The 26,631-nt window shown below is 41.1% G+C and carries 26 protein-coding genes and 1 pseudogene; 14 read left to right on the top strand and 13 right to left on the bottom strand.

The annotated features are described in order from the left end of the window. Window positions 1-78: 78 nt before the first annotated feature. A pseudogene (locus tag FCR06_RS27130) lies at window positions 79-672 on the top strand (IS630 family transposase); the annotation flags it as partial. 762 nt (window positions 673-1,434) lie between these two features. Here the strand turns inward: FCR06_RS27130 and FCR06_RS27125 are convergent. Next, complete coding sequence (locus FCR06_RS27125) at window positions 1,435-3,903, bottom strand: ATP-dependent Clp protease ATP-binding subunit (protein ID WP_138505309.1); 2,469 nt, start codon at window positions 3,901-3,903, stop codon at window positions 1,435-1,437. Window positions 3,904-4,327: 424 nt separating this feature from the next. Further along, window positions 4,328-4,891 (bottom strand): ribosomal protein S18-alanine N-acetyltransferase, encoded by a 564-nt coding sequence (gene rimI, locus FCR06_RS27120; RefSeq protein ID WP_138505307.1) that lies wholly within the window; start codon window positions 4,889-4,891, stop codon window positions 4,328-4,330. 419 nt (window positions 4,892-5,310) lie between these two features. Here rimI and lysA point away from each other — a divergent pair, with 419 nt between their 5' ends. The 4 genes from lysA to FCR06_RS27100 all read left to right on the top strand — a co-directional run bounded on the left by lysA (window position 5,311) and on the right by FCR06_RS27100 (window position 8,997). Further along, window positions 5,311-6,720: a diaminopimelate decarboxylase gene (lysA, locus tag FCR06_RS27115; protein WP_138505305.1), complete on the top strand. Its 1,410-nt coding sequence runs from the start codon at window positions 5,311-5,313 to the stop codon at window positions 6,718-6,720. Between the two features lie 194 nt (window positions 6,721-6,914). Continuing rightward, window positions 6,915-7,838 carry a diadenylate cyclase CdaA gene (gene cdaA / locus FCR06_RS27110; protein ID WP_138505303.1) on the top strand — a complete coding sequence of 308 codons (924 nt, stop codon included), beginning with the start codon at window positions 6,915-6,917 and terminating at the stop codon, window positions 7,836-7,838. Beyond that, window positions 7,835-8,584: an isoprenyl transferase gene (locus FCR06_RS27105; RefSeq protein ID WP_138505301.1), complete on the top strand. Its 750-nt coding sequence runs from the start codon at window positions 7,835-7,837 to the stop codon at window positions 8,582-8,584. The genes cdaA and FCR06_RS27105 overlap by 4 nt, the downstream gene beginning before the upstream one ends. A gap of 215 nt (window positions 8,585-8,799) precedes the next feature. Beyond that, on the top strand, window positions 8,800-8,997 hold the full coding sequence (locus tag FCR06_RS27100; RefSeq protein WP_138505299.1) for a hypothetical protein: 198 nt from the start codon (window positions 8,800-8,802) through the stop codon (window positions 8,995-8,997). A 153-nt stretch (window positions 8,998-9,150) separates the two neighbouring features. On the opposite strand, the gene FCR06_RS33060 is transcribed toward FCR06_RS27100, so the two are convergent. Beyond that, window positions 9,151-9,312: a hypothetical protein gene (locus FCR06_RS33060; protein WP_189523598.1), complete on the bottom strand. Its 162-nt coding sequence runs from the start codon at window positions 9,310-9,312 to the stop codon at window positions 9,151-9,153. 57 nt (window positions 9,313-9,369) lie between these two features. Beyond that, on the bottom strand, window positions 9,370-9,537 hold the full coding sequence (locus FCR06_RS33055) for a hypothetical protein (RefSeq protein ID WP_189523597.1): 168 nt from the start codon (window positions 9,535-9,537) through the stop codon (window positions 9,370-9,372). A gap of 494 nt (window positions 9,538-10,031) precedes the next feature. Between FCR06_RS33055 and FCR06_RS27095 the strand changes: the two genes are divergently transcribed. Beyond that, entirely contained in the window at window positions 10,032-10,754 is a 723-nt protein-coding gene (locus tag FCR06_RS27095; protein ID WP_189523596.1) for a CDP-diacylglycerol diphosphatase, read from the top strand. 165 nt (window positions 10,755-10,919) lie between these two features. Next, the gene (locus FCR06_RS27090; protein ID WP_138505295.1) at window positions 10,920-11,105 is read left to right on the top strand and encodes a hypothetical protein; all 186 of its coding nucleotides are present in this window, start codon (window positions 10,920-10,922) and stop codon (window positions 11,103-11,105) included. 255 nt (window positions 11,106-11,360) lie between these two features. On the opposite strand, the gene glmS is transcribed toward FCR06_RS27090, so the two are convergent. From glmS to FCR06_RS27075, 3 genes are all read right to left on the bottom strand, one after another. Continuing rightward, window positions 11,361-13,247: a glutamine--fructose-6-phosphate transaminase (isomerizing) gene (gene glmS, locus FCR06_RS27085; RefSeq protein WP_138505293.1), complete on the bottom strand. Its 1,887-nt coding sequence runs from the start codon at window positions 13,245-13,247 to the stop codon at window positions 11,361-11,363. Window positions 13,248-13,690: 443 nt separating this feature from the next. Next, on the bottom strand, window positions 13,691-13,936 hold the full coding sequence (psaC, locus tag FCR06_RS27080; protein WP_138505291.1) for a photosystem I iron-sulfur center protein PsaC: 246 nt from the start codon (window positions 13,934-13,936) through the stop codon (window positions 13,691-13,693). Between the two features lie 485 nt (window positions 13,937-14,421). After that, window positions 14,422-14,658 carry a hypothetical protein gene (locus FCR06_RS27075; RefSeq protein ID WP_138505289.1) on the bottom strand — a complete coding sequence of 79 codons (237 nt, stop codon included), beginning with the start codon at window positions 14,656-14,658 and terminating at the stop codon, window positions 14,422-14,424. Window positions 14,659-14,867: 209 nt separating this feature from the next. Here FCR06_RS27075 and FCR06_RS27065 point away from each other — a divergent pair, with 209 nt between their 5' ends. Continuing rightward, window positions 14,868-15,236 (top strand): Dethiobiotin synthetase, encoded by a 369-nt coding sequence (locus FCR06_RS27065; RefSeq protein ID WP_138505287.1) that lies wholly within the window; start codon window positions 14,868-14,870, stop codon window positions 15,234-15,236. Between the two features lie 146 nt (window positions 15,237-15,382). Here the strand turns inward: FCR06_RS27065 and FCR06_RS27060 are convergent, their stop codons facing one another. Beyond that, entirely contained in the window at window positions 15,383-15,994 is a 612-nt protein-coding gene (locus FCR06_RS27060) for a hypothetical protein (RefSeq protein WP_138505285.1), read from the bottom strand. A gap of 137 nt (window positions 15,995-16,131) precedes the next feature. On the opposite strand from FCR06_RS27060, the gene FCR06_RS33905 reads away from it, so the two are divergent. Next, window positions 16,132-16,533, top strand: coding sequence for a hypothetical protein (locus tag FCR06_RS33905; RefSeq protein ID WP_138505283.1), 402 nt, complete (start codon window positions 16,132-16,134; stop codon window positions 16,531-16,533). A 63-nt stretch (window positions 16,534-16,596) separates the two neighbouring features. Here the strand turns inward: FCR06_RS33905 and FCR06_RS27050 are convergent, their stop codons facing one another. Together FCR06_RS27050 and FCR06_RS27045 are read right to left on the bottom strand one after the other, a co-directional pair. Beyond that, window positions 16,597-17,124: a hypothetical protein gene (locus FCR06_RS27050; protein WP_138505281.1), complete on the bottom strand. Its 528-nt coding sequence runs from the start codon at window positions 17,122-17,124 to the stop codon at window positions 16,597-16,599. Window positions 17,125-17,227: 103 nt separating this feature from the next. Continuing rightward, on the bottom strand, window positions 17,228-17,680 hold the full coding sequence (locus FCR06_RS27045) for a cupin domain-containing protein (RefSeq protein WP_138505279.1): 453 nt from the start codon (window positions 17,678-17,680) through the stop codon (window positions 17,228-17,230). A 196-nt stretch (window positions 17,681-17,876) separates the two neighbouring features. On the opposite strand from FCR06_RS27045, the gene FCR06_RS27040 reads away from it, so the two are divergent. Together FCR06_RS27040 and FCR06_RS27035 are read left to right on the top strand one after the other, a co-directional pair. Beyond that, window positions 17,877-19,427: an ATP-binding protein gene (locus FCR06_RS27040; RefSeq protein WP_138505277.1), complete on the top strand. Its 1,551-nt coding sequence runs from the start codon at window positions 17,877-17,879 to the stop codon at window positions 19,425-19,427. Window positions 19,428-19,561: 134 nt separating this feature from the next. Then, entirely contained in the window at window positions 19,562-19,942 is a 381-nt protein-coding gene (locus FCR06_RS27035; RefSeq protein ID WP_138505275.1) for a response regulator, read from the top strand. Between the two features lie 357 nt (window positions 19,943-20,299). On the opposite strand, the gene FCR06_RS27030 is transcribed toward FCR06_RS27035, so the two are convergent. Next, window positions 20,300-21,190 carry a hypothetical protein gene (locus FCR06_RS27030; RefSeq protein WP_138505273.1) on the bottom strand — a complete coding sequence of 297 codons (891 nt, stop codon included), beginning with the start codon at window positions 21,188-21,190 and terminating at the stop codon, window positions 20,300-20,302. A gap of 264 nt (window positions 21,191-21,454) precedes the next feature. On the opposite strand from FCR06_RS27030, the gene FCR06_RS27025 reads away from it, so the two are divergent. Continuing rightward, window positions 21,455-21,985 (top strand): pentapeptide repeat-containing protein, encoded by a 531-nt coding sequence (locus FCR06_RS27025; protein WP_138505271.1) that lies wholly within the window; start codon window positions 21,455-21,457, stop codon window positions 21,983-21,985. Between the two features lie 88 nt (window positions 21,986-22,073). Here FCR06_RS27025 and FCR06_RS27020 read toward each other — a convergent pair whose 3' ends face one another. Next, on the bottom strand, window positions 22,074-22,853 hold the full coding sequence (locus FCR06_RS27020; protein WP_138505269.1) for a hypothetical protein: 780 nt from the start codon (window positions 22,851-22,853) through the stop codon (window positions 22,074-22,076). A 260-nt stretch (window positions 22,854-23,113) separates the two neighbouring features. Here FCR06_RS27020 and FCR06_RS33900 point away from each other — a divergent pair, with 260 nt between their 5' ends. Then, complete coding sequence (locus FCR06_RS33900) at window positions 23,114-23,257, top strand: hypothetical protein (protein WP_223280313.1); 144 nt, start codon at window positions 23,114-23,116, stop codon at window positions 23,255-23,257. 492 nt (window positions 23,258-23,749) lie between these two features. Continuing rightward, window positions 23,750-24,379 (top strand): DUF1003 domain-containing protein, encoded by a 630-nt coding sequence (locus FCR06_RS27015; protein WP_138505267.1) that lies wholly within the window; start codon window positions 23,750-23,752, stop codon window positions 24,377-24,379. A 222-nt stretch (window positions 24,380-24,601) separates the two neighbouring features. Here FCR06_RS27015 and sppA read toward each other — a convergent pair whose 3' ends face one another. Continuing rightward, window positions 24,602-26,434: a signal peptide peptidase SppA gene (gene sppA, locus FCR06_RS27010; protein WP_138505265.1), complete on the bottom strand. Its 1,833-nt coding sequence runs from the start codon at window positions 26,432-26,434 to the stop codon at window positions 24,602-24,604. Window positions 26,435-26,631: the final 197 nt, after the last annotated feature.

Here is a 26,631-nt window from a genome sequence, read left to right as displayed (position 1 = left end):
AAAGTGGTATTGAAGTCAGTGTTGCGACTATGCACCGAGCAGTTCAAAGGCTGAATTTGACCACTAAAAAAAACACTATATGCTAGCGAGCAAGATAGTCAACGAGTAAATCAAATGCGTTTTGAGTATCGAGATTGGGTTTTGGGTGTAGACCCACATAATTTGGTGTTTGTAGATGAATCCGGTTTGAAGTTAGGAATGACGCGACTGTATGGACGTGCAAAAAGTGGTGAGCGATTGCATGATTCATGTCCCCGCAATCGAGGACAAAATATATCTTTTATCGGAGCTTTAAGTTTGGATGGACTAATTGCGACCATGAGTATTTCCGGTAGTGTTAACACTGATGTCTTTGTAACTTACGTGCGAGAGATTCTAGCACCACAATTATGGATTGGAGCAATTGTGGTGATGGATAATTTATCAGTACATACTGCTACGGTGATTCAAGACTCAATTGAAGCAGTTGGCGCACGTCTTGTCTTTTTACCTCCTTACTCACCTGACTTATCTCCAATTGAATTATGCTGGTCAAAACTGAAGCACTGTTTGCGAGCAGCAAAAGTTACAACACATGAGGCACTAAATCAACTTTTAACTCAGATTGTGAATCAGCAAATTTCCTCTGATGATGCTTGGGGTTGGTTTGCCCACTGTGGTCTATTCATTTGAAAACTGCTGTAATTGCGAATTGCTTATAGCAATCACTGATTAATTCAAAAACAATTCAGGCTACATAGTCCGTAGGGTATGTTATGCCGTAGGCTAACGCACCTTGAATTCTTGACGATGCGTTGCGGTGTGCGACAACACACCCTACATCTGAATTCCTAATTTCGTCATTTTCACCGAATATTTTGAGAACATTTGCCTGTAAGATAACCTAATGGCATGTCTGATTCATTTATAACCAATGATTTCTTAGACAAACCACTTCTATCACTTGCGGGAATAAGTATTGATTTCCGTTGTTGATCCTGCGACGGTGTATTTCACATTGATGACAAGTATGTTAGTAGAGAATATATAGAAAAAATCCGAAGAGGAAGTCTTCCTGCATCAGTCCAGATATTTTTTGAAATTATCAAACCTAACTATATGAAAACCCAGCATCTAAAAGAAAATTTTTTAACAATAATGAATATGAATAAATTAAGAAGTATAAAGGCTCATGGCAGTAAATCCAATTTAGATTCACAACTAAATCAATTGGGGACTTATGCAAAGCAATTATACTATTCAAGCGAAAATTTCGAGACTATTCAAAAAGTAATATCTTGGTTTGTACAAGAGATATACAAAAGAGTTTGTAAAATAACTAACAATTCATTTAAATAATTTTTCCCCTCAGAGAGTCAAAAAAAACGGTAGAGCAATAAACACTCTACCGCTTTTTAATTTTTGATTCGAGACTAAAATCCCAAATCTTAAATCTTACTCAACGCCTTGGGGTAACAATTCCCGACGCTCTTGAGCGCTTACCTGAACAGTACCGTTCTCATCAACATCAACTAAGGCTGTATCGCCATCCTTGATGCGACCAGACAGAATTTCTTCTGCTAGGCTATCTTCTAACAGGCGCATAATTGCTCGGCGTAATGGTCTGGCGCCGTAGCTGGGACTATAACCTTCTTGGATTAAACGATCCTTGAAGCGATCGCTGACTTCTAAGGTGATACCTTTTTCGGTTAGACGACCAAATACTTCCTTTAGCATAATTTCGGCGATTTGGGTCACCTCTGGCTTGCTCAACTGACGGAAGACGATAATTTCATCGAGTCGGTTGAGGAACTCTGGACGGAAGTACTGCTTGAGTTCTTCGTTCACCAAGGAGCGAATTCGGTTGTAAGCTGACTCGGTGACATCTTCGGCAAATTCAAAGCCAATACCGCTGCCGCCTTTTTCAATTACCTTAGAACCAATATTGGAAGTTAAAATCAGCAAGGTGTTCTTGAAGTCTACCGTGCGACCTTTGGCATCAGTTAACCGACCGTCTTCCAAAATTTGCAGCAGCATGTTGAATACATCAGGGTGTGCTTTTTCGATTTCGTCGAACAGCACCACGGTGTAAGGACGCCGCCGCACGGCTTCGGTTAGTTGACCACCTTCGTTATAACCAACATAACCTGGAGGCGAACCAATCAGCTTGCTGACGGTGTGACGCTCCATGTATTCCGACATATCTAAGCGGATCATGGCTTCTTCTGAACCGAAGAAGTAAGCAGCTAAAGATTTCGCTAATTCGGTTTTACCTACGCCAGTAGGTCCAGAGAAGACAAAGCTAGCGATGGGTCGATTGGGATTTTTCAAACCGACACGAGCTCGACGAATAGCTCGTGAAACTGCCTTGACTGCCTCGTCTTGACCAATTAAACGCTGGTGCAAGGTGTCTTCCATGTGCAGCAGCTTTTCAGATTCAGATTCGGTGAGTTTGTTCACCGGTACCCCAGTCCAGGAAGCGACAATGTGGGCAATGTCTTCTTCTGTAACTACAGGTTCTTCATGTTCAGAGCCAGCTGCATTGGTCTTGCTTTGAGCGATGGCTCGAATTTCGGCTTTGATTTCCATCTCTCGATCGCGCAATTCCCCAGCCTTGTCGAAGTCCTGAGAGCGGACTGCATCATCTTTGTCTTTTAATATTTGACGCAGTTCTTTGTCTAACTCCTTGGCTGCCGGTGGGAGTTGGGAGTTAATTAAGCGCACCCGAGAACCAGCTTCATCAACCAAGTCGATGGCTTTATCTGGGAGGTAGCGATCGCTAATATAACGATCTGACAATTTCGCTGCCGCTACCAATGCTTCGTCGGAGATTTTCAGTTTATGGTGTTGCTCGTAGCGTTCGCGCAGACCATATAAAATTTCAATTGTTTCATCTACTGTAGGTTCGCCAACCATCACTGGTTGGAAACGCCGCTCTAGTGCTGCATCACGCTCGATGTGCTTCCGGTATTCATCTAGGGTTGTCGCACCGATACACTGCAACTCACCCCTAGCCAAAGCTGGCTTGAGGATATTGGCTGCATCTATAGCACCTTCTGCTGCACCTGCACCAATTAGGGTGTGAACTTCATCAATTACTAGGATGACATTACCCGCAGAGCGGATTTCATCCATAATTTTTTTCAAGCGTTCTTCAAATTCACCCCGGTACTTGGTTCCTGCTACCAGCAAACCGATATCCAGTGTGACAACGCGTTTATCTTCCAGGATGTCAGGGACATCTTTGTTGGCGATGCGTGAAGCTAAACCTTCGGCGATCGCTGTTTTACCAACCCCTGGTTCCCCAATCAGCACTGGGTTATTTTTAGTCCGGCGACCCAATATCTGAATCACCCGCTCAATTTCTTTAGCACGTCCCACTACAGGATCGAGCTTGTTGTCTGTAGCCATTTGGGTCAGGTTTGAGCCAAATTCATCCAGAGTCGGGGTTTTTGTCCGCCCGGATGAACCTCCTGGCGAAACTTCAGCAGTTTCTCCCAACATACGAATGACTTGGGTTCTCACCTTGGATAGATCCACACCGAGGTTTTCTAGCACCCTGGCTGCTACACCTTCCCCTTCGCGGATTAGGCCCAACAGCAGATGCTCGGTGCCAATGTAGTTATGCCCCAGTTGGCGTGCTTCTTCCAAGGAGAGTTCCAGAACTCGCTTTGCCCGTGGCGTAAACGGAATTTCCACGGCCACAAAGCCCGATCCCCGACCTATAATTTTTTCAACTTCAATTCGAGCATCTTTAAGATTGACGCCCATTGATTTGAGCACCTTGGCAGCTACACCAGTGCCTTCACCAATCAGACCCAAGAGGATCTGTTCGGTGCCGACAAAGTTGTGGCCTAAACGGCGGGCCTCTTCTTGGGCCAGCATGATTACCTTAATGGCTTTTTCTGTGAAGCGTTCAAACATGGCTTTATCCCATCACCTGCGTCGTGCCGGTACGCTGATTTTAGCACAGGCTAAGCTTTTGGACGCCTGTATAACAGATTATAGACATCCAAAGCTTTTGAATTTAGGTTGATGCGGAAATTACTACCTTTTGACTACTTTCATCTGGCTACTGTACTGAGGAGCTTTAGTTCACCAGCCTTTTTGGCATTTGTGACCAACAGTTAACTACTGATGCTAAGAGATTATTACTTTAGTCCCAAATTACCATTATTCACATATTTTGGGATTCATCTCCAGACATATTTTTTAATATATGTAATTTATATTCAAAAAATATTTATGATAAATTATTTAAATAAAATTAAATACAGCAAACTTGCAGTTTTTGCTGAAGCTAGGGAGTTTATCATTTTGATTATTTGCTTGTACCATGCCCCATGCCCTACTCCTTACTCCCTTGAAAAATTAATTGCCAACAGGATTTGCCCAGGCGATCGCTGACAATGGAATGCCAGTGGTCTAAAGTAACTTGAAATTTGGGGTGTTGAAGGTCTGAGAGCCAAAGAATAAGCGCGTCTTCCCCGTTATCTTGGTAGTAACGCCGACGCCGCCCTGCTGTTTTGAAATCAAATTTTTGATATAAAGATATAGCCTTCAAGTTGGAAGCTCGGACTTCGAGGGTTGCTCGCTCCAAACCGCGATCGCAAGCTGTCTTAAGCACTGAATATAGCAAAGCCTGTCCTAAACCTTGGCGGTGATATTGGGGATGAACCGCCAAAATTGTAATGTGAGCTTCTTCTAAAATTGACCAAAAGCAACCCATTCCTAGCAGTCTGGAATTAGAGACAGGAGAAAACAAACCCAAGCATTCGCTGTTGGGACTGTCCAACTCTCGTTGGTAACCCTCCATTGTCCATAGACCTCCAAAACAAGCTCGGTCTAGTTCCAGCAATGCACTCAGATGCTCTTTTTTGAGTAATTGAATTTCTAAGTCTAATGAAATCACGTTTATTGAATTAAGATTACAAACCGTTACGCCAGACTTTACTTCAAGTTACTAAATGCTAAAACTTCCTATACTAGATAACTGTTACTAACCGGACTTCGGTGTTGCTTGATTTTCCAGAAGTCGGCAATTAGACTAGTACTGCAAGAGGTAATTCGTAATTCGTAATTCGTAATTAGCTGTTAGCAAGGGTTTCAGACATTTAAAATGGTTGGTTTATTTCCGCTCTGCTGTACTAGTCCGCTGACAGGTAATTCATCAGGTAGCAGGCCACATTGCGGGTTTGCTGACTTGTAGGAACTGCTATCTCAACACTGACCTTTGAGGTTTAGTGTCAGCCTTATTGCTGAAAAAGGTAAACTGGAAAACGGAAGATTTACTCGCCCCCGTATTTTGAAGAAGGACAATTAATTATAGTTATGGTATCGACTCACCCCACTGGGGTTGAATATTCTGGAAGTCAATATTTACCTCAAAGGCCTAGTAGCAAAGCAAATTCCTCGCCTAATCAAGAACTTTTACCTTTAACAGCCAGAGTTCATAATCATGACTTCTTGGAAATTGGTGGGTGTGATGTCACAACCCTAGTTAAGCAGTTTGGTTCACCTTTATATATTTTAGATGAAGAAACCCTGCGTTTGGGTTGTCAGCAATACCGAGATGCTTTCAAACAATACTACAAAGGCGAATCTCAAGTATTGTATGCTTCAAAAGCTTGGAATTGCTTAGCAATTTGTGCGATCGCCGCCTCTGAGGGTTTAGGAATCGATGTTGCATCAGGCGGCGAACTTTACACCGCTCTGCAAGCAGGCGTCAATTCTGAGAAAATCTATCTTCATAGCAATAATAAATCTCGTGAAGAATTGATTTTTGCCACAGAAGTCGGTTGCACTATTGTGGTGGACAACTGGCACGAGTTACGTACTTTGGTAGAAATTGTCGAAACGGCAAATTCCCCCTCTGTACATCCTCGATTTCTGTTGCGTCTAACTCCGGGTATTGAATGTCACACACATGAGTATATCCGCACGGGACAACTAGATAGTAAATTTGGCTTCGCTCCCAATGAGTTAGAGGAATTGTTTACTTTTGTCAGTAAACAATCTGTGCTTAACTGCGTAGGGTTACATGCTCATATTGGTTCCCAAATTTTTGAGCGCCAACCGCATCGAGATTTAGCTGCTCTGATGGTGCAGTGGTTGCGTGATGCCGCAAAGTATGGTCTAAAATTAACAGAGTTAAATGTCGGTGGTGGTTTAGGGATTAAATATACAGAATCAGACGATCCCCCAAGCATTGAAGAGTGGGTAAAGCCGATTTGTGAAACGATTCAAGAAGCTTGTGTAGCCGAAAATTTGCCTTTGCCAAAATTACTTTGTGAACCAGGGCGATCGCTAATTGCCACAGCTTGCATTACAGCTTACACTATTGGTTCATCCAAAATCATCCCAGAGATTCGTACCTACGTAGCAATTGACGGCGGAATGTCTGACAATCCCCGGCCGATTACTTACCAATCAGTTTATCGAGCAGTAGTTGCTAATAAAATGTCCTCTGCTTTAACCCAAACAGTCACAATTGCTGGTAAACATTGTGAGTCAGGAGATATTCTGATTAAAAACGCCCTACTCCCCAAGACAGAACCGGGAGATATTCTCGTAGTTATGGGAACTGGTGCGTACAATTACAGTATGGCATCTAACTACAACCGCTTGCCGCGATCGGCAGCAGTTGTGGTGGCGAATGGCGAAGCAAATTTAATTTTGCAACGTGAAACTTATCAAGACTTAATTCGGCAAGATCGCCTACCCCAAAGACTAAAAATTTAGTCATTTGTCTTTGGTCATTAGTCATTAGTCATTTGCAAATTACAAAGGACTAATGACTAATAACAAAGTGCAAAGTCTGTGCGTCGGCTTCCGGCGTAGACGCCCGGAGGGCAGCTTGCCAAAGGCATCAGAACTTTGTAACAGATGACAAATGACTAATCTGTAATTAGAGGCAAAAGTGTAATCCAGAAGTCATGAGAGATTGGTGGAAGCAATGGCTGATAAACCTGGGATGGTCACAGTCCTTGCTGCTTGGGACTCTGGATATTGTATTGGTCTTGGCGCTGACGTACATGATATTAGTTATTATTAGTGAGCGCCGGACACTATGGATGGTGCGGGGATTCATTGTTTTAATGCTAGCCTCAGCACTCAGTGGCAGATTCGGACTACCTCTGCTAAGTTTTGTTTTGGAAAAGTTAGTGATTGGTTGTGCTGTAGCGATGGCAGTTGCTTTACAGTCAGAGTTTCGGCGTTTTTTGGAACAATTGGGGCGTGGCGAATTCCGCCAGCTGTTTCAACCTGATCGCTTGGCAATCCCGAAATCTGATAGTGTAATTGATGAAATTGTTGAGGCTGTTAAAGAGTTGTCAAAAAACCGCATTGGAGCTTTACTAATTTTGGAAACCACAGGCCCAATTGATGAGCGAGATTTTTCTGTGCCAGGAGTAAAGCTAAACGCGGAAGTTTCTAAAGAACTGATTCAGACAATTTTTCAGCCGAAAACTTTGTTACACGATGGAGCGACATTAATCCGTGGTTCGCGGATAGTGGCATCGGGTATAATTTTACCACTTTCGGGACGCACAGCCTCGCGCCAGTTGGGAACACGCCACCGGGCGGCAATGGGAATTACTGAGCGGGTCGAAAATTGCATTTGTGTCGTTGTATCTGAAGAAACGGGTTCTATTTCTTTAGCGGAACGAGGAACCCTAAATAGACCACTGACGATTCGCAAGCTCAAAGAGTCATTAGAGGCTCTGTTGTCACCAACCGTAGATCGGGAAGCCGTTGCTCCTGGTCTTTTGAGCTTGGGTCGTCAGATAGGTGGGAAGACACTAGCATTGGTTTCACGTTTACTCGGATTACCATCGACCGCTTCTCGAGATAAAAAATGACAGTACAACAAACTAAACTTCAAGATTTGCCTACTGATTTGCAACCAGAACTATTACCCCAGCACGTTGCAGTAATTATGGATGGCAACGGTCGATGGGCTAAACGTCAAGGTCTACCACGGATTATGGGTCACAAGCGAGGAGTTGATGCCCTCAAGGATTTACTTCGTTGTTGCAAAGATTGGGGAATCCAGGCACTAACAGCTTATGCTTTTTCCACTGAGAACTGGAAAAGACCCCAGGAAGAGGTAGATTTTTTGATGACTCTGTTTCAAAAAGTTTTACGTCAAGAGCTGCGAGAAATGGTTGAAGAGAACGTGCAAATCAAGTTTGTGGGAAATTTACAGGCCTTGCCGCGGGCGCTCCAACAAGAAATTTCCCGTTCAATGGAAGAAACTAAAAATAACCGCGCCATCCGTTTTTCAGTAGCAACCAATTATGGCGGACGCCAAGAGATTTTACAAGCTTGTCGAGCGATCGCCAAACAAGTCCAGCAAGGTTTACTACAACCTGATGAAATTGATGAACAAGTATTTGAAAGCCACTTGTACACAGCTGGAATTACTGACCCAGATTTGTTAATCCGCACCAGTGGAGAAATGCGGCTTTCTAATTTCCTTCTCTGGCAAATGGCTTACGGGGAAATTTACATCACTGATACTCTCTGGCCAGATTTCGACCGTGCTGAATTTCACCGCGCCTTATGTGCTTACCAGCAACGGGAAAGGCGGTTTGGCAAAGTTTAATTGATTGCTCTGGGCATTGCTTTTAATCATTTTGACCAAATAGTTACTAATGCATAATTTGTAACCAAAGTCAAGCTAATTCATAATTGTTACTCTATACCGTGCATATGGTTGCTCTGAATAATAAATAAATTTAAATTATCCCTAATAAATTAACGTGAGTTCGACGGAACTCAAAAATGGCAGGAACTAGTTCAGGCAAATTTTTTGGGTAAATGTCAATTTTCATTTTATTTTTATGGATGTGGGACGACCCACAACGCGGACATGCTATCCAGTTTCACATCAAATCATACCGCCATTATCCAACGCCGACATTTATGATTGCCAATCGTATAAGACTTAATTCTGAACGACTAGCCTTGTGCATTTTGATTAACACTGCTGTGTCATTTTTGACGATTCCGCAGTAACTGGCAAATCTTCCCCAACTGCATCATTGTTAAGCACAGTCTTAAGGAGGTAAACCACCACGTCCAACAATCGTGAAGCTACTAAGCTGCTCCACATATAAATTGCATAATTATAGCAGGCAAGATGCCCACCCCACAAGATTTTAATGAGATTTAGATATATAAATTAGATGTCGAACAGCTTATTACCTCTTTTGTAGAGAAGTTTTGGTTAATTACTTGTGAGGCATCCACTAATTCTAGTAGCAATTCGTCTAAACCATTTGTGGGGTCTTGTAGTGTATTGAATAGATTAATAGTTATATTGTTTTTCATAAATCATAATTACAAAATAAAATAATTAATACATTAATTTATGTCTAAATATTTAATTTAAATAACTTGATTTTTTAATTTTTCTACTAGAAAATAAAACTGGTTATAAAGATTATAACTTAATAGACTTGGATTAAGAAAAATAGTAGGTTGGGTTGAGCGACAGCGAAACCCAGCAAAGCCTTGATGATGTTTGGTTCCTTCTTCAAATGCGACTTCACTCAACGGGGGGAACCCCCAAACGTGATACCATTTACCAAAAATAATAATACAGATCAAAACTCAGGAACCCGGACTAAATCAGACTTTCTTTATTACGAATTACGTTAGCGTAGCGTTAGCGAGTCTTATTCCAAGGCTAGACGCCAAGGGCGAACGAGCTCATTTACGAATTGGTATGAGTGGCTCCACAACTTACGTCAGTTTTGGTTTATAGCCTTAACGGAACTGTATTGGATTATAACTTAATGCTGAGATTAACAAATCAATAGAATATTAAAAAGGGAGATTAGTGACATTCTTAATGAAAAATTTAGGATAATTGGATGAAAATCTAAAACCTCTTAAATATTAACATCATAAAAGTAAGTAAAATGAGTAATTCGTTATCTAAACAAATTTTTATAAAATGGTTAAAAAACTTGTTTTTTAGCAAGAGAATAAAGTCAATTTTTATTAAATATAGTCTGATATATTTGTTAATAATCTTGTTAAGTTTTTTGTCAATCCTAAGTATAACTACTATTTCAATTTTACCTGGATTAGCTCAAGATAGAGACTATCTTTGGAAGAAAGTTCAAGAGTGCACTAGAAATCAAAAAGAAAAAAAAGATCCATCTCCATGTAAAGAAGTCAATCTGACAAAAAATTATGCCATAGTGTACGATCATGCATCTGAATTTTTATTAATTCCAACCGTTAAAATTACTGGAATTGAAGACCCGAAAATATGGAACTATAAAAACAACCCATATTATCCATATTTTTGGTATTTTGCATGGAATGAAACTCGAAATTACATACCCAATAAAACCGCAGAACAATTAGGATTAGCCGTTAATTCTAAATATAGTCGTGGTCAGGATCAATTGCATATTCATATGTCTTGTATTAATAAAAAAGTAAGTGATAAACTAAATGAATTAGCTAAAGTTCAGAAAATAACTACTAAATGGCCAGACATCAACACACCTAACTTTGAAAATCCGAACCATACAAATGATAAATATCGTGTAAAAATATTGAGTGATTTTGGTTCGCAAGTTAATCCTTTCACACTTGTAAAAGACTACGTCGGTTCTAAATATTCGATAGACGAACAAAGTATTGCTTTAGCAAGAAGAAATCAGAAAGAATTTTATATTTTGAATAGTGATAGTCACACATCAAATAACAAAGGTCATGCGGAGTATTTGCTCGACGAGAATTGTAGTACACAATAATATAAAATGTCGTCTTTGATTGTCCAGCAAATACCAATATCTGCATAAATCAATCCAAGTTTTTCCAATAAGGCATACAACCAACATCAAAGAGTCAACACAAGTGCAAGATAGTCTTGTATTTGTTTACAAACATCTTTTCATAACTTTTTAATAGTTAAAAATATGTTTATTGAAAACAAAATTACGGGTTTGTCAGGAGAGTACTATAGATTCAAAAGTAATGAACTTTTACTATTAGATGACCCGCAGACAGTTTGGGTAGTGCAATCAGGTTCAATATCACTATTTGCTATTGCGCTTAACAATGGTAACCCACAAGGAAAACAACCTATTTCAGCTCATATTTAGCTTGTATCCATTCCCTTCTATCCCTAACTATAAAAATAACCTTTGGAAGCGATCGCACTTTTACTTGGTACAATCGTACTTTCTTAAAGGTTATTGTTCAATCGTTTTATAAATTAGACCTCTTGCAAAAGTTTTTTTGCCTTCTCTTCTCTGCTTCTGGGTGCTTCTGCGTGAGACAAAAAAATATTTATGCCAGAGGTCTATTGTTGAACCGAATTATTCGTCTACGATATACAGTATAAGTATATATTTTTACTATTCAACAGTAACACTTTTAGCTAAATTACGAGGTTGATCGACATCTAAACCGCGACGGGCGGCAATGTGATAAGCCAATAGTTGCAAAGGTACAACTGTCACAAGGGGAGAAAGCAATTCTTCGACATAGGACACAGGGAGCAAATCGTTAAAGATTTCCGCAGCTTCGCCATCGTTGACGGGAGTTACGCCAATTAACCGAGAATCTCTGGCTTTGGCTTCTTGGGCATTGGAAATAACCTTTTCATACACACTACCAGGGATTGCGATCGCCACTACTGGTACTTTCAGATCTAATAAAGCGATGGGACCGTGTTTCATCTCTCCAGCTGGATATCCTTCAGCGTGAATGTAGCTAATTTCTTTTAGTTTCAACGCCCCTTCTAAAGCAATCGGAAAGTTAATTCCTCTACCTACAAAAATGAAATCTTGGGTTTCGGCGAATTCATGGGCTAGCTGTTCGCTTAAAGTTTCCTGGCTTTCTAAAGTTGATTCAATATCTTTAGGAATTTGTCGCAAGCCATTAATAATTTTCTCTAAAGTGTCTTTGGAAACTGTCTGACGATGAGCTGCTAAATCTAATGCCAATGCATAAAACGCCATCAGTTGGGCAGTAAAAGTTTTTGTTGCTGCTACCCCAATTTCTATTCCTGCTAAGGTACTAACGATATGCGGTACTAAATGACCAAGGCTGCTTTCTGGACGATTGGTAATACCTAACAGTCGCGCTTGATATTTGACTTCTTTTCCTTGGCGGCGTTCTTTTTCCATCGCCAAAGCTGCTAGAGTATCAGCGGTTTCCCCTGATTGAGTAACGCCAATAATCAAAGTATTAGATGTCAATGGTGATGGTGCATAGCGATATTCAGACGCGTAATGTACCTGCGTAGAAATTCCTGCTAGTTGTTCAATTAAATATTTACCAATTAATGCTGCGTGCCAACTTGTACCACAAGCGACAATATGAATTTGTTCTAAATCTGTGTATAAATCTTCAGGTAATCCTAAATTGATTGGCGATCGCTGATTTTCTTCTACATTATTAAAATAAGCTTCTAGACTAGCTCTGACTACCCCTGGTTGCTCATGAATTTCTTTGAGCATGAAGTGTTTGAATCCCTGTTTTTCTACCATCGTGGGATTCAGGTTAAGTAGTCGGGGTTGTTTTTTGAGCCTATCGCCAGCAAAATTGTAAATCTCGACGCCCAAAGGTGTCAGGCGGGCAATTTCGCCATTTTCTAAAGGTAGAACTGCACGGGTGTAGGCAACGATCGCTGGCGTGTCCGAGGCACAGAAAAACTCCCCTTGACCAAATCCAATCACCAAGGGTGCTTGTTGGCGAACAACAATTAGTTCGTCAGGGTAGTCAGCAGAAACCACTGCGAGTGCAAATGCCCCCTCTAAGTGGTTAACAGCTTGGCGAATTGCCTCTAGGAAGATAGATGATGAGCCAGATGAGTGAGGAAAAGTCTTTAAAAATTCGGCGATTAGGTGAGGGATAACTTCGGTATCGGTTTCGGAACGAAAAACGTGTCCTTTTGCTTTGAGTTCTTCGCGTAACTCGCGGTAATTTTCGATAATACCATTTTGCACCACCGCCACTCGCATTGCGTTATCCATGTGGGGATGGGCGTTGTACTCTTCTGGTTTACCATGAGTTGCCCAGCGAGTATGACCAATACCAATTTGGGCAGGGGTTTCCATTTGTTCGAGTTTAGAACGCAGGTTATGCAGTTTGCCCTTGGCGCGCACGCAATTAACCTCACCTTCCCAAACAGTGGCGATTCCAGCGGAATCATAGCCCCTGTACTCTAGTTTTTCCAGCCCAGCCAGTAAAATGTCTGTCGCCGCTTGAGTGCCTATATATCCAACGATTCCGCACATGGCTCACACCACTTTTTTTCAGGATGATTAAATCCAGTATAGTTGTTACCACATGGGCGTTTCACAAAGAAAAAAGGGGGCTATTTGCTCCCTCTACCACTAGATATTGTTATAGATTTTGGGTTTTTGATAGTAAATTGTGTGCTCAACAGCCAACGCTACAAGCACAACTTCTAGGATTTAGATTCCCAGAAATTTATCTCTAATCTCAAATTACGATTTTGTCAGACGGGCATTACCCAATACCAGTTGACGCCACTTTTAGAGACCAAAGGACTGCACTGGCTCCCCTACAATGCTAAAGGTGCTTGCTATTAAGACACTTCAAAAGTCTTGAGTGCTAAGTTCCGAGTCCTGAGTGAAGAATCAAGAAATTATTTTTTAATTTGCTTGTTTGTATCTCAGCACAAGGCACTCAACACTCACAACTCGGCACGAGCTTTTTAGTAAGCCAGACCCATACTGCGAGTTGTTTCAGCACCGAGGTAAACCCGGATGCTCAAAAAGTCGGTGGGGCAAGCAGTTTCGCAACGCTTACAGCCAACGCAGTCTTCTATACGGGGTGAAGAGGCAATTTGAGCAGCTTTGCAGCCATCCCAAGGCACCATCTCCAACACGTCAGTGGGGCAAGCGCGGACGCATTGGGTGCAACCAATGCAGGTATCGTAGATTTTTACGGTATGAGACATTGAAAAAACGGCTCCTTTCGAGTGTTCTTCTCTGCGAAAGAATTATAATCAACGCATAGTTTACCGCAGTGCTTGATAGGCTGTGGTCAAAAGGCTACATAACTTCAAACAATTTAATAAGGACGTTAAAAAATTTGTTTTTAGGAGATTATCCCTATTGACCTCTAAATTAGCAACATTCTAGAGCGTATTTACCTCATTTTAATACCATAAGAGGGTTATATAGTAAAGTCAGCCACAAAAAAATTAATTTAAAAAATTTAAATTTAGATAGTTATTTATAGTAGATATTAATTGGCTACTATCTGTTGTCAAATAAAGTGACTTTGTAAAAAATATTAAACATTTAGCCAAAATTGCCAATTTTGTGTATTGTAAACAGGGATTGGCGATCGCCTTGAGTAATTATTAGCGATCGCTGACCAATAATTTGTATATTCTAATTTTTAATTCTAGCGACCTGATAATTTTTAGTCTCATATAGTTCAGAGGATTTCCGAGCTGGCAAATTCATCATTAAACTGAGAAACTTCGGTTGTAATTTTTAGCTCACTAACTATTTCTCTAAGTTCTTCTTGCGGACGTTTGATATCAGCCAATATCTCATTTCTATACTCCCTTTCTCTGATTTCACGAGCAATACTTTCTAGTAGCCAAAGTTGTTCTTCCACAGACAATGCACGGATGGAGCGCTCAATTTCTAGTAAATTCGGTGATATCATTTTGCTTGCAATTTCCAAAAACGTGTATTTTTCAAAGCTATTATACTTAGTCTATCTGGTTAATCCAGACCATTGCAAATTCCCGATCATTTTTTCTACGTGTATCTTTTGACAAATTAAATGAGATTGCTATAAATAACCATAAACTAGTTTTATAACATTTTAATTAAGTATTACTGCCGAATCAAAATGTACGGTAAGCTTGTTACATGAATTACGAAACAGCTCGCAAACTCCTGATAGATCAGACAATCGCAACCCAGGATTACCCAGATGCGCTGTTAGAGCGTATGAAACATGGGAAACCTCCGGTACCTGGTCAGATCACCTCAATTTTGTTGGCATTGAAAGTGGTGTTTGAAGCTCTCAAAGAAGCCCCCACCCTAGACCGAGAACTAGCTTTGGCGCTTTATCAGTTAAGCATCAAGACGCAACAGCTATTTGCCGCAGGGCGTAAAGTTGGCATTGATTGGCCGCCACTATTGAAGGAAGATTTATTACGAATTTCCTTAGGAGCTGAAAGTATCTTTTCAGGTACATGGCAAAACTTAGCTTCTGTGGGCTTTGAGAAACTTTAAGAGAACTCCAAGAAATAAGAACCTGTTTGACGAAGTCGTTCCCGAAGTGTAGGGTTTGCCACAGGTATCCAAAGTTTAAAGGGCAAGGAGAATAACTCCTAACTCAACACTCAACAGTTATCAGCCAATACTGTTAATACCCCATACTACCGAATTTGCAGCTCATTTTCTAACTTGTCTAGGTCTGTTTTGAGTAAAATCGTCATTTGACCAGTAAAAGCTTTGCCCGTTTTGGGTTGGGCAATTTCCACCCAATACACATAGCGATCGCCTACTCGTAATTCTCCTTTTAAAGCTTCTAGAATCGGAGTTTTAGCAAGACGCGCTGAGTTAATTGCCTTTTGATTGGGATATTGGTACACGACTTGGGCGCGATCATAGTCTTGATAAATCTCTAAACCATAAATCACTCGCAAAGATTCTTGCAGGCGCTCAAATGTCATACCGTTAATCGCATCGTACATAGCAATCCGCTCACTACGAATTGTGCTACGGTCTTTGGAAAATTCCACCCTACCAGGGGGCAATACCGACGCTTGAAAAGTGAATCTTTGGGCAKCTGTATCAGTTTTTTGTACAAACAATTGCTCTCCATTCCTGGGGCGGAGTGTGGGATGTGCTTTAATCCAGGTGCCTACTTCTTCTGTACTTTGCCCTGGTAAAGCATTAACTTTGGCATCAAAAAGCGTCCCCACACACAGCCAAGGCACTAGAGAAAAAGGCAAAATTAAAAACTTGAGCAGAGATTTCTTGAGCATTTTTCTATTCAGGACTTATATGGAAATTTTCCGATTAGGGATTAACCATAGTTTTCCCGTTTTTGGGCAAGATGATTTCAAGCGTCAACCCAATTTAATACTGTTTTACTAAAAGTGCGAACCATATAAGTAAATTGATGAGAATTTCAGTGGCGATCGCTTCAATTTATGCATTGGGAATTTTATATCTTGTGTTTGTTGTAATACCAACTCTGGATGAAAATGTACATGAACAGGGTGTGGGGTGTAGTGACCTGTTCTTTAAACAAGAGGTTTCAAGCAATGACACTGTATTTCTCGCGCTTGGCGTCGAGAAATACATTTTCTTGTTTTTTTCCTCTTCAAACAGGAGGCTTGCATCCAGTGTTGGGGCTGTCTCCCTAAACCTGCAACCCCACACCCTGCACCCGCCCCAACGGGGCTTGGTCACAAGATACCTTATAGTTCCCTGCAATACTTCTCGGTTAAAGGCAAAAGGAGAAGATGTACACCCCACCTTCTCCTTCTCAAAAAATTTTTACAAAGCCAAACCTATTTGACTTACAGCCTTTTTTATCTATTTAAACTCCAGTCCCGTGTAGGGGCAGGTAGCTATGCATTTCCTACTGAGATCGCCCATAATGAGCTTTACCCTTTCCATCAGTAGTTTCAAGGACTAGAACTTGCTGCCCATGATCATTTGTCTCAATCGACCATTGGTAGGTTTCAGGCTTTGCTGAATTGCGGCTGGAATAGGTGCGCCCACTATTACAGATTTGTCCTTTAGATATGCTGTCACTGGGTTGGAAAGTCAGGCGTTGACCCTCAACCTTAATTTTGCCTTTTTCTTCTATGTACAAGTTAGACGCACAGTTATAGGTAGTGATTTGAAGCAGCCTGTTTCGCTGGTAGTTTCCGTTAGAGGCGAGTTGAAATTCATCGCTAGAACCGTTGGGGGCTGCTGCCTGCCCTGTGTAGCTGTCTTGGTATTGGATAGAGGAAATTTGACCGTAGCGCCACTGCCCTTGGAGCTCGTTAGGCACTCCAGCATCATTTTTACCTGCCTGACTGGCACTTGGGTACAAAACAAGGCTGGCACTGAGGCTCAAGCTAAGGCAACTAGCAGCAAAGAGGCGAGTAGTTTTTGACATAGAATTAAATTGCTTAATTGTTATTAAATAAATATGACTTTTGTAGAATCAGAATCCTGAATTCTCGTGTATCTACTGTCCTTAGTTGATGCAGTTTTCCAATTTAGTTAAGAAACTGCAAACCATGCTTTTTCAAAACAGGCTCTACTTTTTCCATATTTAGTGCTGGACTATCTGCTACTTCACCCATTTCTTCATAAAACTTTTTTGCATCCTTGGGTGAAACTAAAACCAGAAATTTGGCTGTAGTAGAACGAATGTTGAAGCCGTGTGGCACATTGTGAGGAATGTGAACGAAAGAGCCTGCTGATGCCAAAATTGTTTGTATACCTATTCGGATGTCCATTTCCCCTTCTAAAATATAAAATGCCTCTTCCCAAGGGTGAGTATGCAGTGGCGGGCCATTTCCTTGTGTATCCGTAATTTCATAAACTGTCCAAGCTCCATTTGTATCTTCCCCAGTTGCTTTGGTTGTAAAATGTCCACCAAGGATTGAAAATTGATTACCTTCTCCTGGTGTGAGAATAATTGGTTTACGGATGGTTGAAGTTTGCATATCAGCTATTCCTTGTTGTCTAATTTAGTAAATGTCAGCTATAAACTTGATTTGATGTTTGTCAGATTAGCGATCAATGGGGGAGAACCAGGGGAGATAATTGGTATTTTTTTGTAACTGATTATTAAGAAACTCAACTAAGATTAAAATTTCTAGGAATAATAAGTAACCTATTCTGGCTAAAGTCGATATTGTGATGCTTAACCAGTCACTCAAATTCCCTAAAGCTGACATTTTGGTAATTGATGACACACCAGAAAACCTGAATCTGCTATCTGCCATGCTGACGGAACAGGGATATAAAGTTAGGAGTGTAACTAAAGGTTCTACGGGCTTACGGGGGGCAAATGCAGTTCCCCCCGATCTGATTTTGTTGGATGTGAATATGCCTGAGATGAATGGCTATGAAGTCTGTCAAAATTTGAAGGCAAACGATCGCACCCGCGAAATACCAGTAATTTTTATCAGTGCTTTGGGTGATGTACTAGATAAAATTAAAGCTTTTGCAGTTGGTGGGGTAGACTACATCACTAAGCCTTTTCAATTAGAAGAGGTTTTAGCACGTATTGAAAATCACTTAACGATTCGACAATTACAACAACAACTCCAAGCTCAAAATCAGCAGTTGCAGCAGGAAATTCACGATCGCACTAAAGCAGAAGAGAAGTTTGCTAAGGTTTTTCGCTCTAGTCCCAATCCAATCGCGATCGCTACAGTTTCGGAAGCTCGTTTTCTGGATGTCAATCCCAGTTTTTTAAGGATTAGCAGCTATTGTTTAGAAGAAGTAATTGGACACACTGCAACTGAACTTGATTTAGGGAAAAATACAATAGCATTCGCCCAGAAAATCCAACTTCTGCCGGAAACTGGCTCACTCTACAATCAAGAATTTGAATTTTCTACTAAGTCTGGTGAAGTCAAAATCATACTAATATCTATCGAATTGATTGACTTAGCGGGTGTACCGTGTGCTTTATTAATTGCCAATGACATTACCGAACGCAAACGCTTAGAAAACGAGTTTATCTCTTTAGTAAGTCATGAATTGCGTACACCTTTAACTTCCACAATGGGAGCATTAGATTTGTTGGGTGCAGGACAACTGGGAACTCTTAACCAACAAGGACAAAAAGTTTTGAGCATTGCGACAACTAATACTGAACGCCTGATGCGTTTGGTGAATGATATTCTCGATTTAGAGCGGATGAAATCCGGCAATATCTTCATGCGACAAGCCAAATGCAATGTTGCCGAATTGCTAATTACAGCAACCGAAGCAATGCAAGCAATGGCAGATAAACTACAAGTCCAACTGATTATCAATCCTTTAACAATTGAAATTTGGGCAGACCCCGATCGCTTAATCCAAACATTGACAAATTTACTCAGTAATGCAATCAAATTTTCTGAACCAGGCGATCGCGTGTGGATTGGTGCCATTACCTCAGAATATAAAACTGTTGAGTCTCTAGAAAATCAGGATTCTGACACCAAAGAGATGGGAGCATCCAACTATGTTTTAATTACCATCCAAGATGAAGGACGAGGAATTCCTGAAGATAAATTACAAATTATCTTCGAGCGTTTTCAGCAGGTAGATGCATCTGATTCTCGTAACAAAGGAGGAACAGGTTTAGGACTTGCCATTTGTCGGAATATTGTCCAGCAGCATGACGGTAAAATCTGGGTTCAGAGTCTTTTAGGGGAAGGTAGCACGTTTTATATATTGTTACCTTTAACTCGCTAGTCATTAGTCATTGGTCATTTACCAAGGACTAATGACAAACGACAAATTTTCCCCTACTTTTACCCGATTGGATTTTAGAATAATTCTAGACGAATCAAGTTAATCGGCATCATATATGATGTGAAAATGACACAATGAGCAGAAATATCTTGATTGTTGATGATGAAGAAGATGTGCAAGCGATCGCCAAACTGGGATTAGAAATGGGTGCTGGTTGGAACGTGTTGACTGCTTGTTCTGGTCGGGAAGCGTTGAATATAGCTGCCAACTTTAAACTTGATGTCATTTTATTAGATATGATGATGCCTGATATGGATGGGCGTGCTACGCTGCAACAACTCAAGGCTAATCCCGTAACTCAGTCAATTCCAGTAATTTTACTCACAGCTAAAGTCCAGGATTCGGATCGCAATAGCTTCACGGGCTTAGATGTAGCTGCTGTTTTTGCTAAGCCCTTTCGTCCTCTGAAACTAGCAGCACAAATCAGTGAAGCATTAAGTTGGCGATCGTCTTGAAGATATAGCAGGTAACTGGGGATTAGGGACTAGGGACTGGGTGAAAAGTCTTCGTCTTGAAAAGTTCAGATGTCTAACGACAAGCCACCGCTGCGACTTTTCGCCTAGTGGCTAGGTTTTATCATCTGTTGATGTCCTAATCACCTCGGCTGTTACTATAAAATAAGTAAATTTAACTTTTCACCTAGTATTAACAAAGTCAACACGAAACCTAACTCTCTCTCCCCTAATAGGGAATGGGCAGAGTTCAAAGCTACAATGCTGAGATTACTAAATGGTTATTTTCTCAAATTCTCAAGCAGGATTTTTAATCCCACTGAGCAGCGCATGGGTTCCCATACCCCACACCCTTTTGAATTAATTTGCTAGCCAGAAAGCGACATTACGCACATAGGTTTTGATATCTTCCAAAGCGCGTGGCTCTTTTTTCATACCATCTCCCGGTGCTTCATCTACGAAAGTGGGACAGCCTTTTTTAATATCCCAGTTGTAATCTACTAGATGATGGAAGCTGGAATTAGCTACTGCTCGTCCTAGTGTATTTCCTTGTCGATCCTGATGATGCTCAATCACGACAACAAGATTAAACTTACGATTAGTGACTAAACTTTTTCCTAAGGCAATTACCCGCACATTATCATTGCCCAAAGGCGCGCCAATACCGCCTTCGTGGGGATGTGATGGAAACAATTCGATATGTCCCGAAGGGGAATTGGGATTTTTGAAAAGTTCGTGAATCGGTTCAACAATGGTGATTTTTTGATAATCACCGTTAGCCCCAGAATGATAGTTAGGCCAGGAGATATAAGTGGTGTATGAATCATCTCGGCTCCAGCGAGATTCATCGGGATCGGGGTTTTTTGTGTTGAAATAGTGGACATCACCGATATCAATTAAACCGCACATCGAATAACCCATATCTTGATGATCACGTGTTGTCAAAATACCACCACCGCGTTGCCGAAAAGCATTAATTCCGGCAATATCCTTTTCGGTTAAACCATGATTTACTTCTAAACCAAATAGCCAAAGTTCATCAAAATCTGATTTATCGAGAGTACTTAATATTGGGTCACTATCTACCGTATCTGATTCGTAATCGCGTCCTGTGACTTCAAATAAAGAATTTCCTGCTTCATCTTTAATTGATGCTAAGTAATCTTGCAACATCGAGAAACGAAAAATGCTCCAATCATTTTCAGTCGTAGGAATAGTAGTCTGCAAAAGAATACGAATTGGTTTTGCCATAACCTCTGCCAGACGAACACCACAATAGAGTATAGCGATCACTTGGCATAAATGTTTAAAGATTATTTAAACATCTCTCTCAAGTATGAGAGTAATTCATAACTCTTGGTAGTAGCACCAGCAGTTCAAAATAGCTATAGTTGGATGGGGTAACTTAGTACCTACTTTAGAACTAGAGCTTCCGTAGCGCGTGCTGGGGATTCCTGCCCATTTGAATAGCTTCAATTCAACGTTCTTTAGCAGAGCAACAGACGCAAAATACATATGAAAACAGAACAACTCCTGAAAAATTACGCCGCAGGTATAAGAGATTTTACTGCTGTTAACTTGAGTGAGGCAAACCTTAGGGAAGTTAACCTCAGTGGTGCAATTTTAGATAGAGCCATCTTGGATGGAGCTAATTTGAGTCACGCAAATTTAGTGCAAACTAGTTTGATTGAGGCGGACTTGAATGGAGCAGATTTGAGCAATGCCAACCTCAGTGGTAGCAACTTAGCTGGAGCAATTATGGATGGCGCTATCTTGGATGGAGCTAATTTGGATGGAGCTAATTTGAGTCATGCTGATTTGACGGTTGCCAAGCTAATTGAAACTAACTTGAGTGAGGCGGAGTTACAGGAAGCAAGCTTAATTGCTGCAAATTTAAATGGAGCCGATTTGAGTGGCGCAGATTTAACCGTAGCCGATTTGTCTCAAGCAGATCTTACTGAAGCAGATTTAAACCAGGCAAATTTAAGCGGAGCAAATTTGGAGGGAGCCAATATAGAAGGAACAATTTTAGATGAGAATGTCTAAAAGAGATTGGGAACTAAGTATTGGGTACTGGATATTGAAAAACTGTTCGCTACTACCTTAGTTTCCAGTACCCAGTCGCCAGTCCCTTTTACACTAAATAACTCGTATTAGGTACGATCGCAAAGAAAGCATACTCATACCAAGCAGTCCAGATGAAACTGCGAAGCCATCGCTGGCGCTTTTCAGGACTCAAATCATACTCAAACGCCCCACGTGCAGGATCGATGGAAGATAGGTGAGAGTTGCAACCGCAACCATGTTGATAAGTAAAACCATATTTTGAGGCAATGCTTTGTACTTTCATCTGAATAGCAAATACCTTGCCTGCATGGAGTATGGCATCCCAAGCACGCTTGTGTTCTATATCACGGGGGTCAAATCGTAAGGCACGTTCTTCAAAAACATGATCCCGGTAAATTGGTGCTAAATGCACATGATAGAAGCTGGCAGGCAGTTCGTAACCAAATTCATTGAATAAGTCTATACCTATACGAGCTACTTTTACTTGCTCGACATATTCGATTCCCTTTGATTCCATATCGCGGAGAATTTGGGCAAAATTAGGATAACTGTGTTTGATAAAGTCTTGCCCAAAAAACTCAAGGGTTTCCCATGCTAGCTGTGCAAATATTTGGGAGAATGACGGTATTAAGTGAGCTAGTTGGGGGCGATSGCTAAACAAATCAACGTMACCATGCTCTAACTTGTATAGAAACAACTGTGCCATTTCAACATAAGTTTGCGGATGGGAAAGTCCCACACTCGTGGTTCCTCTCGCAATCTCTTGCCATATATGGGGTAGTTGAGAAACGTGAACCGCATTTTCTCCAGCAATGACTGCAACATGAGGAAATTCGAGAAGCTGCATCGACAATCTCCATTTAAGACTTTAGTGTAATTTACCCCAAGTAATGCGTTCTCTGTATTCTCCACATAATTAAAAAATCTTTGACAGACTGTCTTATACCAATTTCAGTAGACTGAAAACTTTTTCTTGAAGGCAGGGTGTGGGGTTGCACATATTGGGTGTAGATTACAAATACGCGCTTTTGTGGTGTTATTAAAGGCTTCCGACCAGCTTGGAGTACATAAATACAATGAGCATTACCGATGGTGCTGAGTCGGTGAGTGATCGCAAGTATCACAACTCTAACAGCAATTAAGATTAATCGTTCACAGGAGTTACGCACAATACAAGGTCAAATGTCCTCAACTAGCCAACCTGAAGACGTAGCTAAATTAGGCGTTGCTGAATTTGAATATGAAATTTAAAAATCAACTCTTCTCAACTCTTACTCTCTGCGACTCTGTCTTGGAAAGTTATGATGCCTTCGGCGGGCTGCGCCAACGGATAGCGCAGCGTTAGCGAGTCTGCGAGCGTCAGAAACCTCCACTCAGATTTTCCGCTGCGCCTCTGCGTGAGGTAAATTCATATCTCGAATCAGCAACGGCCCTAAATCAATTACCAATGAACAAACTCTTCGGCATGAGATGGTAGAAATTGATTGCTTACTTTCCTTTGTTGCAACTTCAAGCTTAACATCCCAATAAAGTAGGAAATGAGTTTTTTAGATACGCTCCAGTTGCGCTTTTGACCTGGATACAATAGCTTCATGCGACCACTGTCCCGAGTTTTGGACGAGAATTATGCCTCAAATCTACCTGTGGGTACTTTCATTTTTATCTTCTACCTCAAAGTAGAGATCTCTAATCTAAAGTTGAGTTAGTAAATTATCAGGAATCCTTAAGCAATAAAAACTACCAATGTCTGAAGATAAACTAAATTCAAACGATTCTTGCGATGAATCTTTTGAAACGCATCGCCAAACCATCTTGCCTACAGCCCCATTACCAGAACCTATTAGTCAAAATATCGAAACAATTATAGCTTTACATAGACGCTACGAGAAGGACGTACCTCGACATCAGCGGCTTGTAGAGACAGGGACTACCTTTTTTGGTCGTCCGATATTCCTTTACAGCATCCTGCTCCTCCTAGCACTGTGGATAATACCCAATGTTTTACCACGACGTTTCGGCTTACTAAGATTTGACCCACCGCCATTTTCTTGGCTGCAATTTTCACTGACTACTGCTTCATTGTTGGTAACAACTGGAGTGTTGATAAAACAAGAGCGACAAGAAAAGTTAGCAGAGCAACGGGCGCAACTTAGCCTTCAACTCAACCTGCTCTCAGAGCAGAAAATTGCTAAACTCATCGCTTTAGTTGAAGAATTGCGCCGGGATATTCCCAATGTCAAAAATCGCTATGACCCGGAAGCTGAAATGATGAAGTCCCCTACTGATGCACACGTAATTTTAGATGTACTAGAAGAGACGTTAGCATCTGAGTTAGCAAATTTCTCTAAGCAAGAAACATCAATCCAAGAGTAATATCGTGTCCGGTTAAAGACTTATGATTTAAATCGCAGGGAAACAGGGAGAAAGAGGCTTTTTCCATTTTTACGCAGATGTGGTCATTATAAGTGATTAACTAGATTTAATCAGATAAAATTAGTAATAACAGTTACTAATTTTATCTTTATTCACTCTGTTTCTCCTACTGCTTTACCTTTGGAGCCTCTTTTTGATGCCCAATCATTTGTATAAAACTACCTACTCAATTTTAAAGTTGAAAGGTAAACGAGCATAAATTCCCTGTGGGTCGTTCATTTTTTGCAGAATTACGATTTCTTGTTGTAGTTTTTGGAATTGGGCGGTAAGGGGGTTAGATGGTTTGAGTTGGGTTTGCTCAGTTTTGAAAGTACTTTGTATCTCTTGGGTTGCTCGCCCAAAAAAGCGCTCTCCAAAGCTACTAAAGCGGGGATATTCTTGTAATTCCCAATCTTGTCCTAGTTTTGCTTCGTTGGCAGCATAGGCGATCGCAGCCTTTAAACCACCAATTTCATCCACTAAACCAATTTCTTTGGCCGCTACACCTGACCAAACCCGTCCTTGGGCGATTTCTGCTACTTTTTGTTCTGGGAGTTTGCGACCTTGAGAAACTTTATTGAGAAACATATCATAAATCCGGTTAACACTGCGCTGGTAAAGCGCTAACTCTTGGGGCGATTTCGGGCGAGAAACTGTTTGAGAATCAGCATAGCGGCCGGTTTTTACTGAATCCCAGGTGATGCCATTGTCATTTGCCAACTTTTCCCCATTAAATAAAACGCCAAACACCCCAATTGAACCTGTAATTGTATTTGGTTCGGCAAAAATCCGGTTAGAGTCGCTAGCAATCCAGTAACCACCAGAGGCGGCGGTATCACCCATTGATACTACAACTGGTTTCTGTTGGCGAGTTAATTTCACTTCTCGCTGCATGACTTCGGCTGCGGTGGCACTACCACCAGGGCTATTAATTCGCAGCACAACTGCTTTTATATCTTTATCTTGTCTGAGTCTATTAAAGATTTTCGCAAAGCGATCGCCTCCTACTTCCCCGTCTTCACCTTTACCATCGACAATCTCACCCTCAGCATAAACAACGGCGATTTTGTTTTTTGAGTCACGTTCTACACCCAAAGATTTGCCAGAAATTTGTGCGTAATCATTCAAGTCAATTTGGCGGAATGTTTTCTCTTTATTGCTATCTGTGAGCTTTTTCAGGTCACTCACCACTTCATCAGGGTATGCGACTCGATCTACCAAACCGCTGGTTTTTGCTTGTGTTGCTTCTAACAACGCCTGATTATCTGCGATCGCCTGTAACTGCTGTGGTTGAATTTTCCGACTTGTTCCTACAGCATTGCGCCACTCTCCCCAAACATCATCCAATAATTTCTGAGTTTGTTCGCGGTTTTCTGGACTCAACTTTGTCAGAATTAACGGTTCAACAGCTCCCTTAAATTTCCCCACCCGCACAACTTGAACCCCTATACCAAACTTCTGCAATGCTCCGCTTAAGAACATCAGTTGTGAACTCAAACCGTTGACTTCCATCATTCCCAAGGGATTAAGGATAATGGAATTTGCTGCTGAACTCAAATAATATTCCTTTTCACTCCAATTACTGCCATAAGCGATTACCTCTTTCCCGCCAGCGCGAAATTCTTCCAAGGCTTTGCGGATTTCTTTAAGAGAGGCATAGCCGACATCACTACCTTCCCTTGTGCGGCTTCCATCAAGATATATACCCACAATTCGCGGATCGCGCCGCGCCTTTTCTAAAGTTTCTACAACTTTTCGGAGTGTCATCCTCTGGTCATCTACACCTGAGAGTGCGCTTTGAAAAAATCCACTAGAATAAGGTTCGCCGTCAGTAATTTTCATCGACAAATCAAAAACTAGCACTGACTTATCTTTCACTTCTGGCCCAGTATCTTTAGAGGAGGTAGCAGCCAACAGCAGCAAGAACAGTCCAGTGGTTCCCAGACCGCAGAAAATAATTAGTCCTAGTAAGCTGCCAACTAAACTAGCAAAAGTTTGTTTAATAAAATTATTCATATCTTGTAAATCTACTTTCTACTGGTTTGTTCATTTTCACTTTAGTAACCTTTCACAGATTTTAAACCCCTTACACTAAAAAGTAGGAGTTCCTCATTATTGAGGATTTCGTAAGAAAATTAAAAATCAGGTTGCGTCAAAAATCTTGCTCAGCCAGCCAGCGAGTAAAGTGCTTGCAAACAAAGATCAGCCTTATT

Source organism: Nostoc sp. PA-18-2419 (assembly GCF_005869855.1).
In the GTDB taxonomy this organism is placed as follows: domain Bacteria; phylum Cyanobacteriota; class Cyanobacteriia; order Cyanobacteriales; family Nostocaceae; genus Nostoc.
Note: the sequence above shows the minus strand (reverse complement) of the source record. Positions and strands in the feature narration are given on the sequence as shown.

Coding starts and splice junctions, on each gene's coding strand:
- FCR06_RS27125 (WP_138505309.1), bottom strand. CDS start 3,903: ATGTTTGAACGCTTCACAGAAAAAGCCATTAAGGTAATCATGCTGGCC.
- lysA (WP_138505305.1), top strand. CDS start 5,311: ATGGTATCGACTCACCCCACTGGGGTTGAATATTCTGGAAGTCAATAT.
- cdaA (WP_138505303.1), top strand. CDS start 6,915: ATGAGAGATTGGTGGAAGCAATGGCTGATAAACCTGGGATGGTCACAG.
- FCR06_RS27105 (WP_138505301.1), top strand. CDS start 7,835: ATGACAGTACAACAAACTAAACTTCAAGATTTGCCTACTGATTTGCAA.
- FCR06_RS27100 (WP_138505299.1), top strand. CDS start 8,800: ATGTCAATTTTCATTTTATTTTTATGGATGTGGGACGACCCACAACGC.
- FCR06_RS33060 (WP_189523598.1), bottom strand. CDS start 9,312: ATGAAAAACAATATAACTATTAATCTATTCAATACACTACAAGACCCC.
- FCR06_RS27090 (WP_138505295.1), top strand. CDS start 10,920: ATGTTTATTGAAAACAAAATTACGGGTTTGTCAGGAGAGTACTATAGA.
- glmS (WP_138505293.1), bottom strand. CDS start 13,247: ATGTGCGGAATCGTTGGATATATAGGCACTCAAGCGGCGACAGACATT.
- psaC (WP_138505291.1), bottom strand. CDS start 13,936: ATGTCTCATACCGTAAAAATCTACGATACCTGCATTGGTTGCACCCAA.
- FCR06_RS27075 (WP_138505289.1), bottom strand. CDS start 14,658: ATGATATCACCGAATTTACTAGAAATTGAGCGCTCCATCCGTGCATTG.
- FCR06_RS27065 (WP_138505287.1), top strand. CDS start 14,868: ATGAATTACGAAACAGCTCGCAAACTCCTGATAGATCAGACAATCGCA.
- FCR06_RS33905 (WP_138505283.1), top strand. CDS start 16,132: ATGAGAATTTCAGTGGCGATCGCTTCAATTTATGCATTGGGAATTTTA.
- FCR06_RS27050 (WP_138505281.1), bottom strand. CDS start 17,124: ATGTCAAAAACTACTCGCCTCTTTGCTGCTAGTTGCCTTAGCTTGAGC.
- FCR06_RS27045 (WP_138505279.1), bottom strand. CDS start 17,680: ATGCAAACTTCAACCATCCGTAAACCAATTATTCTCACACCAGGAGAA.
- FCR06_RS27040 (WP_138505277.1), top strand. CDS start 17,877: ATGCTTAACCAGTCACTCAAATTCCCTAAAGCTGACATTTTGGTAATT.
- FCR06_RS27035 (WP_138505275.1), top strand. CDS start 19,562: ATGAGCAGAAATATCTTGATTGTTGATGATGAAGAAGATGTGCAAGCG.
- FCR06_RS27030 (WP_138505273.1), bottom strand. CDS start 21,190: ATGGCAAAACCAATTCGTATTCTTTTGCAGACTACTATTCCTACGACT.
- FCR06_RS27025 (WP_138505271.1), top strand. CDS start 21,455: ATGAAAACAGAACAACTCCTGAAAAATTACGCCGCAGGTATAAGAGAT.
- FCR06_RS27015 (WP_138505267.1), top strand. CDS start 23,750: ATGTCTGAAGATAAACTAAATTCAAACGATTCTTGCGATGAATCTTTT.
- sppA (WP_138505265.1), bottom strand. CDS start 26,434: ATGAATAATTTTATTAAACAAACTTTTGCTAGTTTAGTTGGCAGCTTA.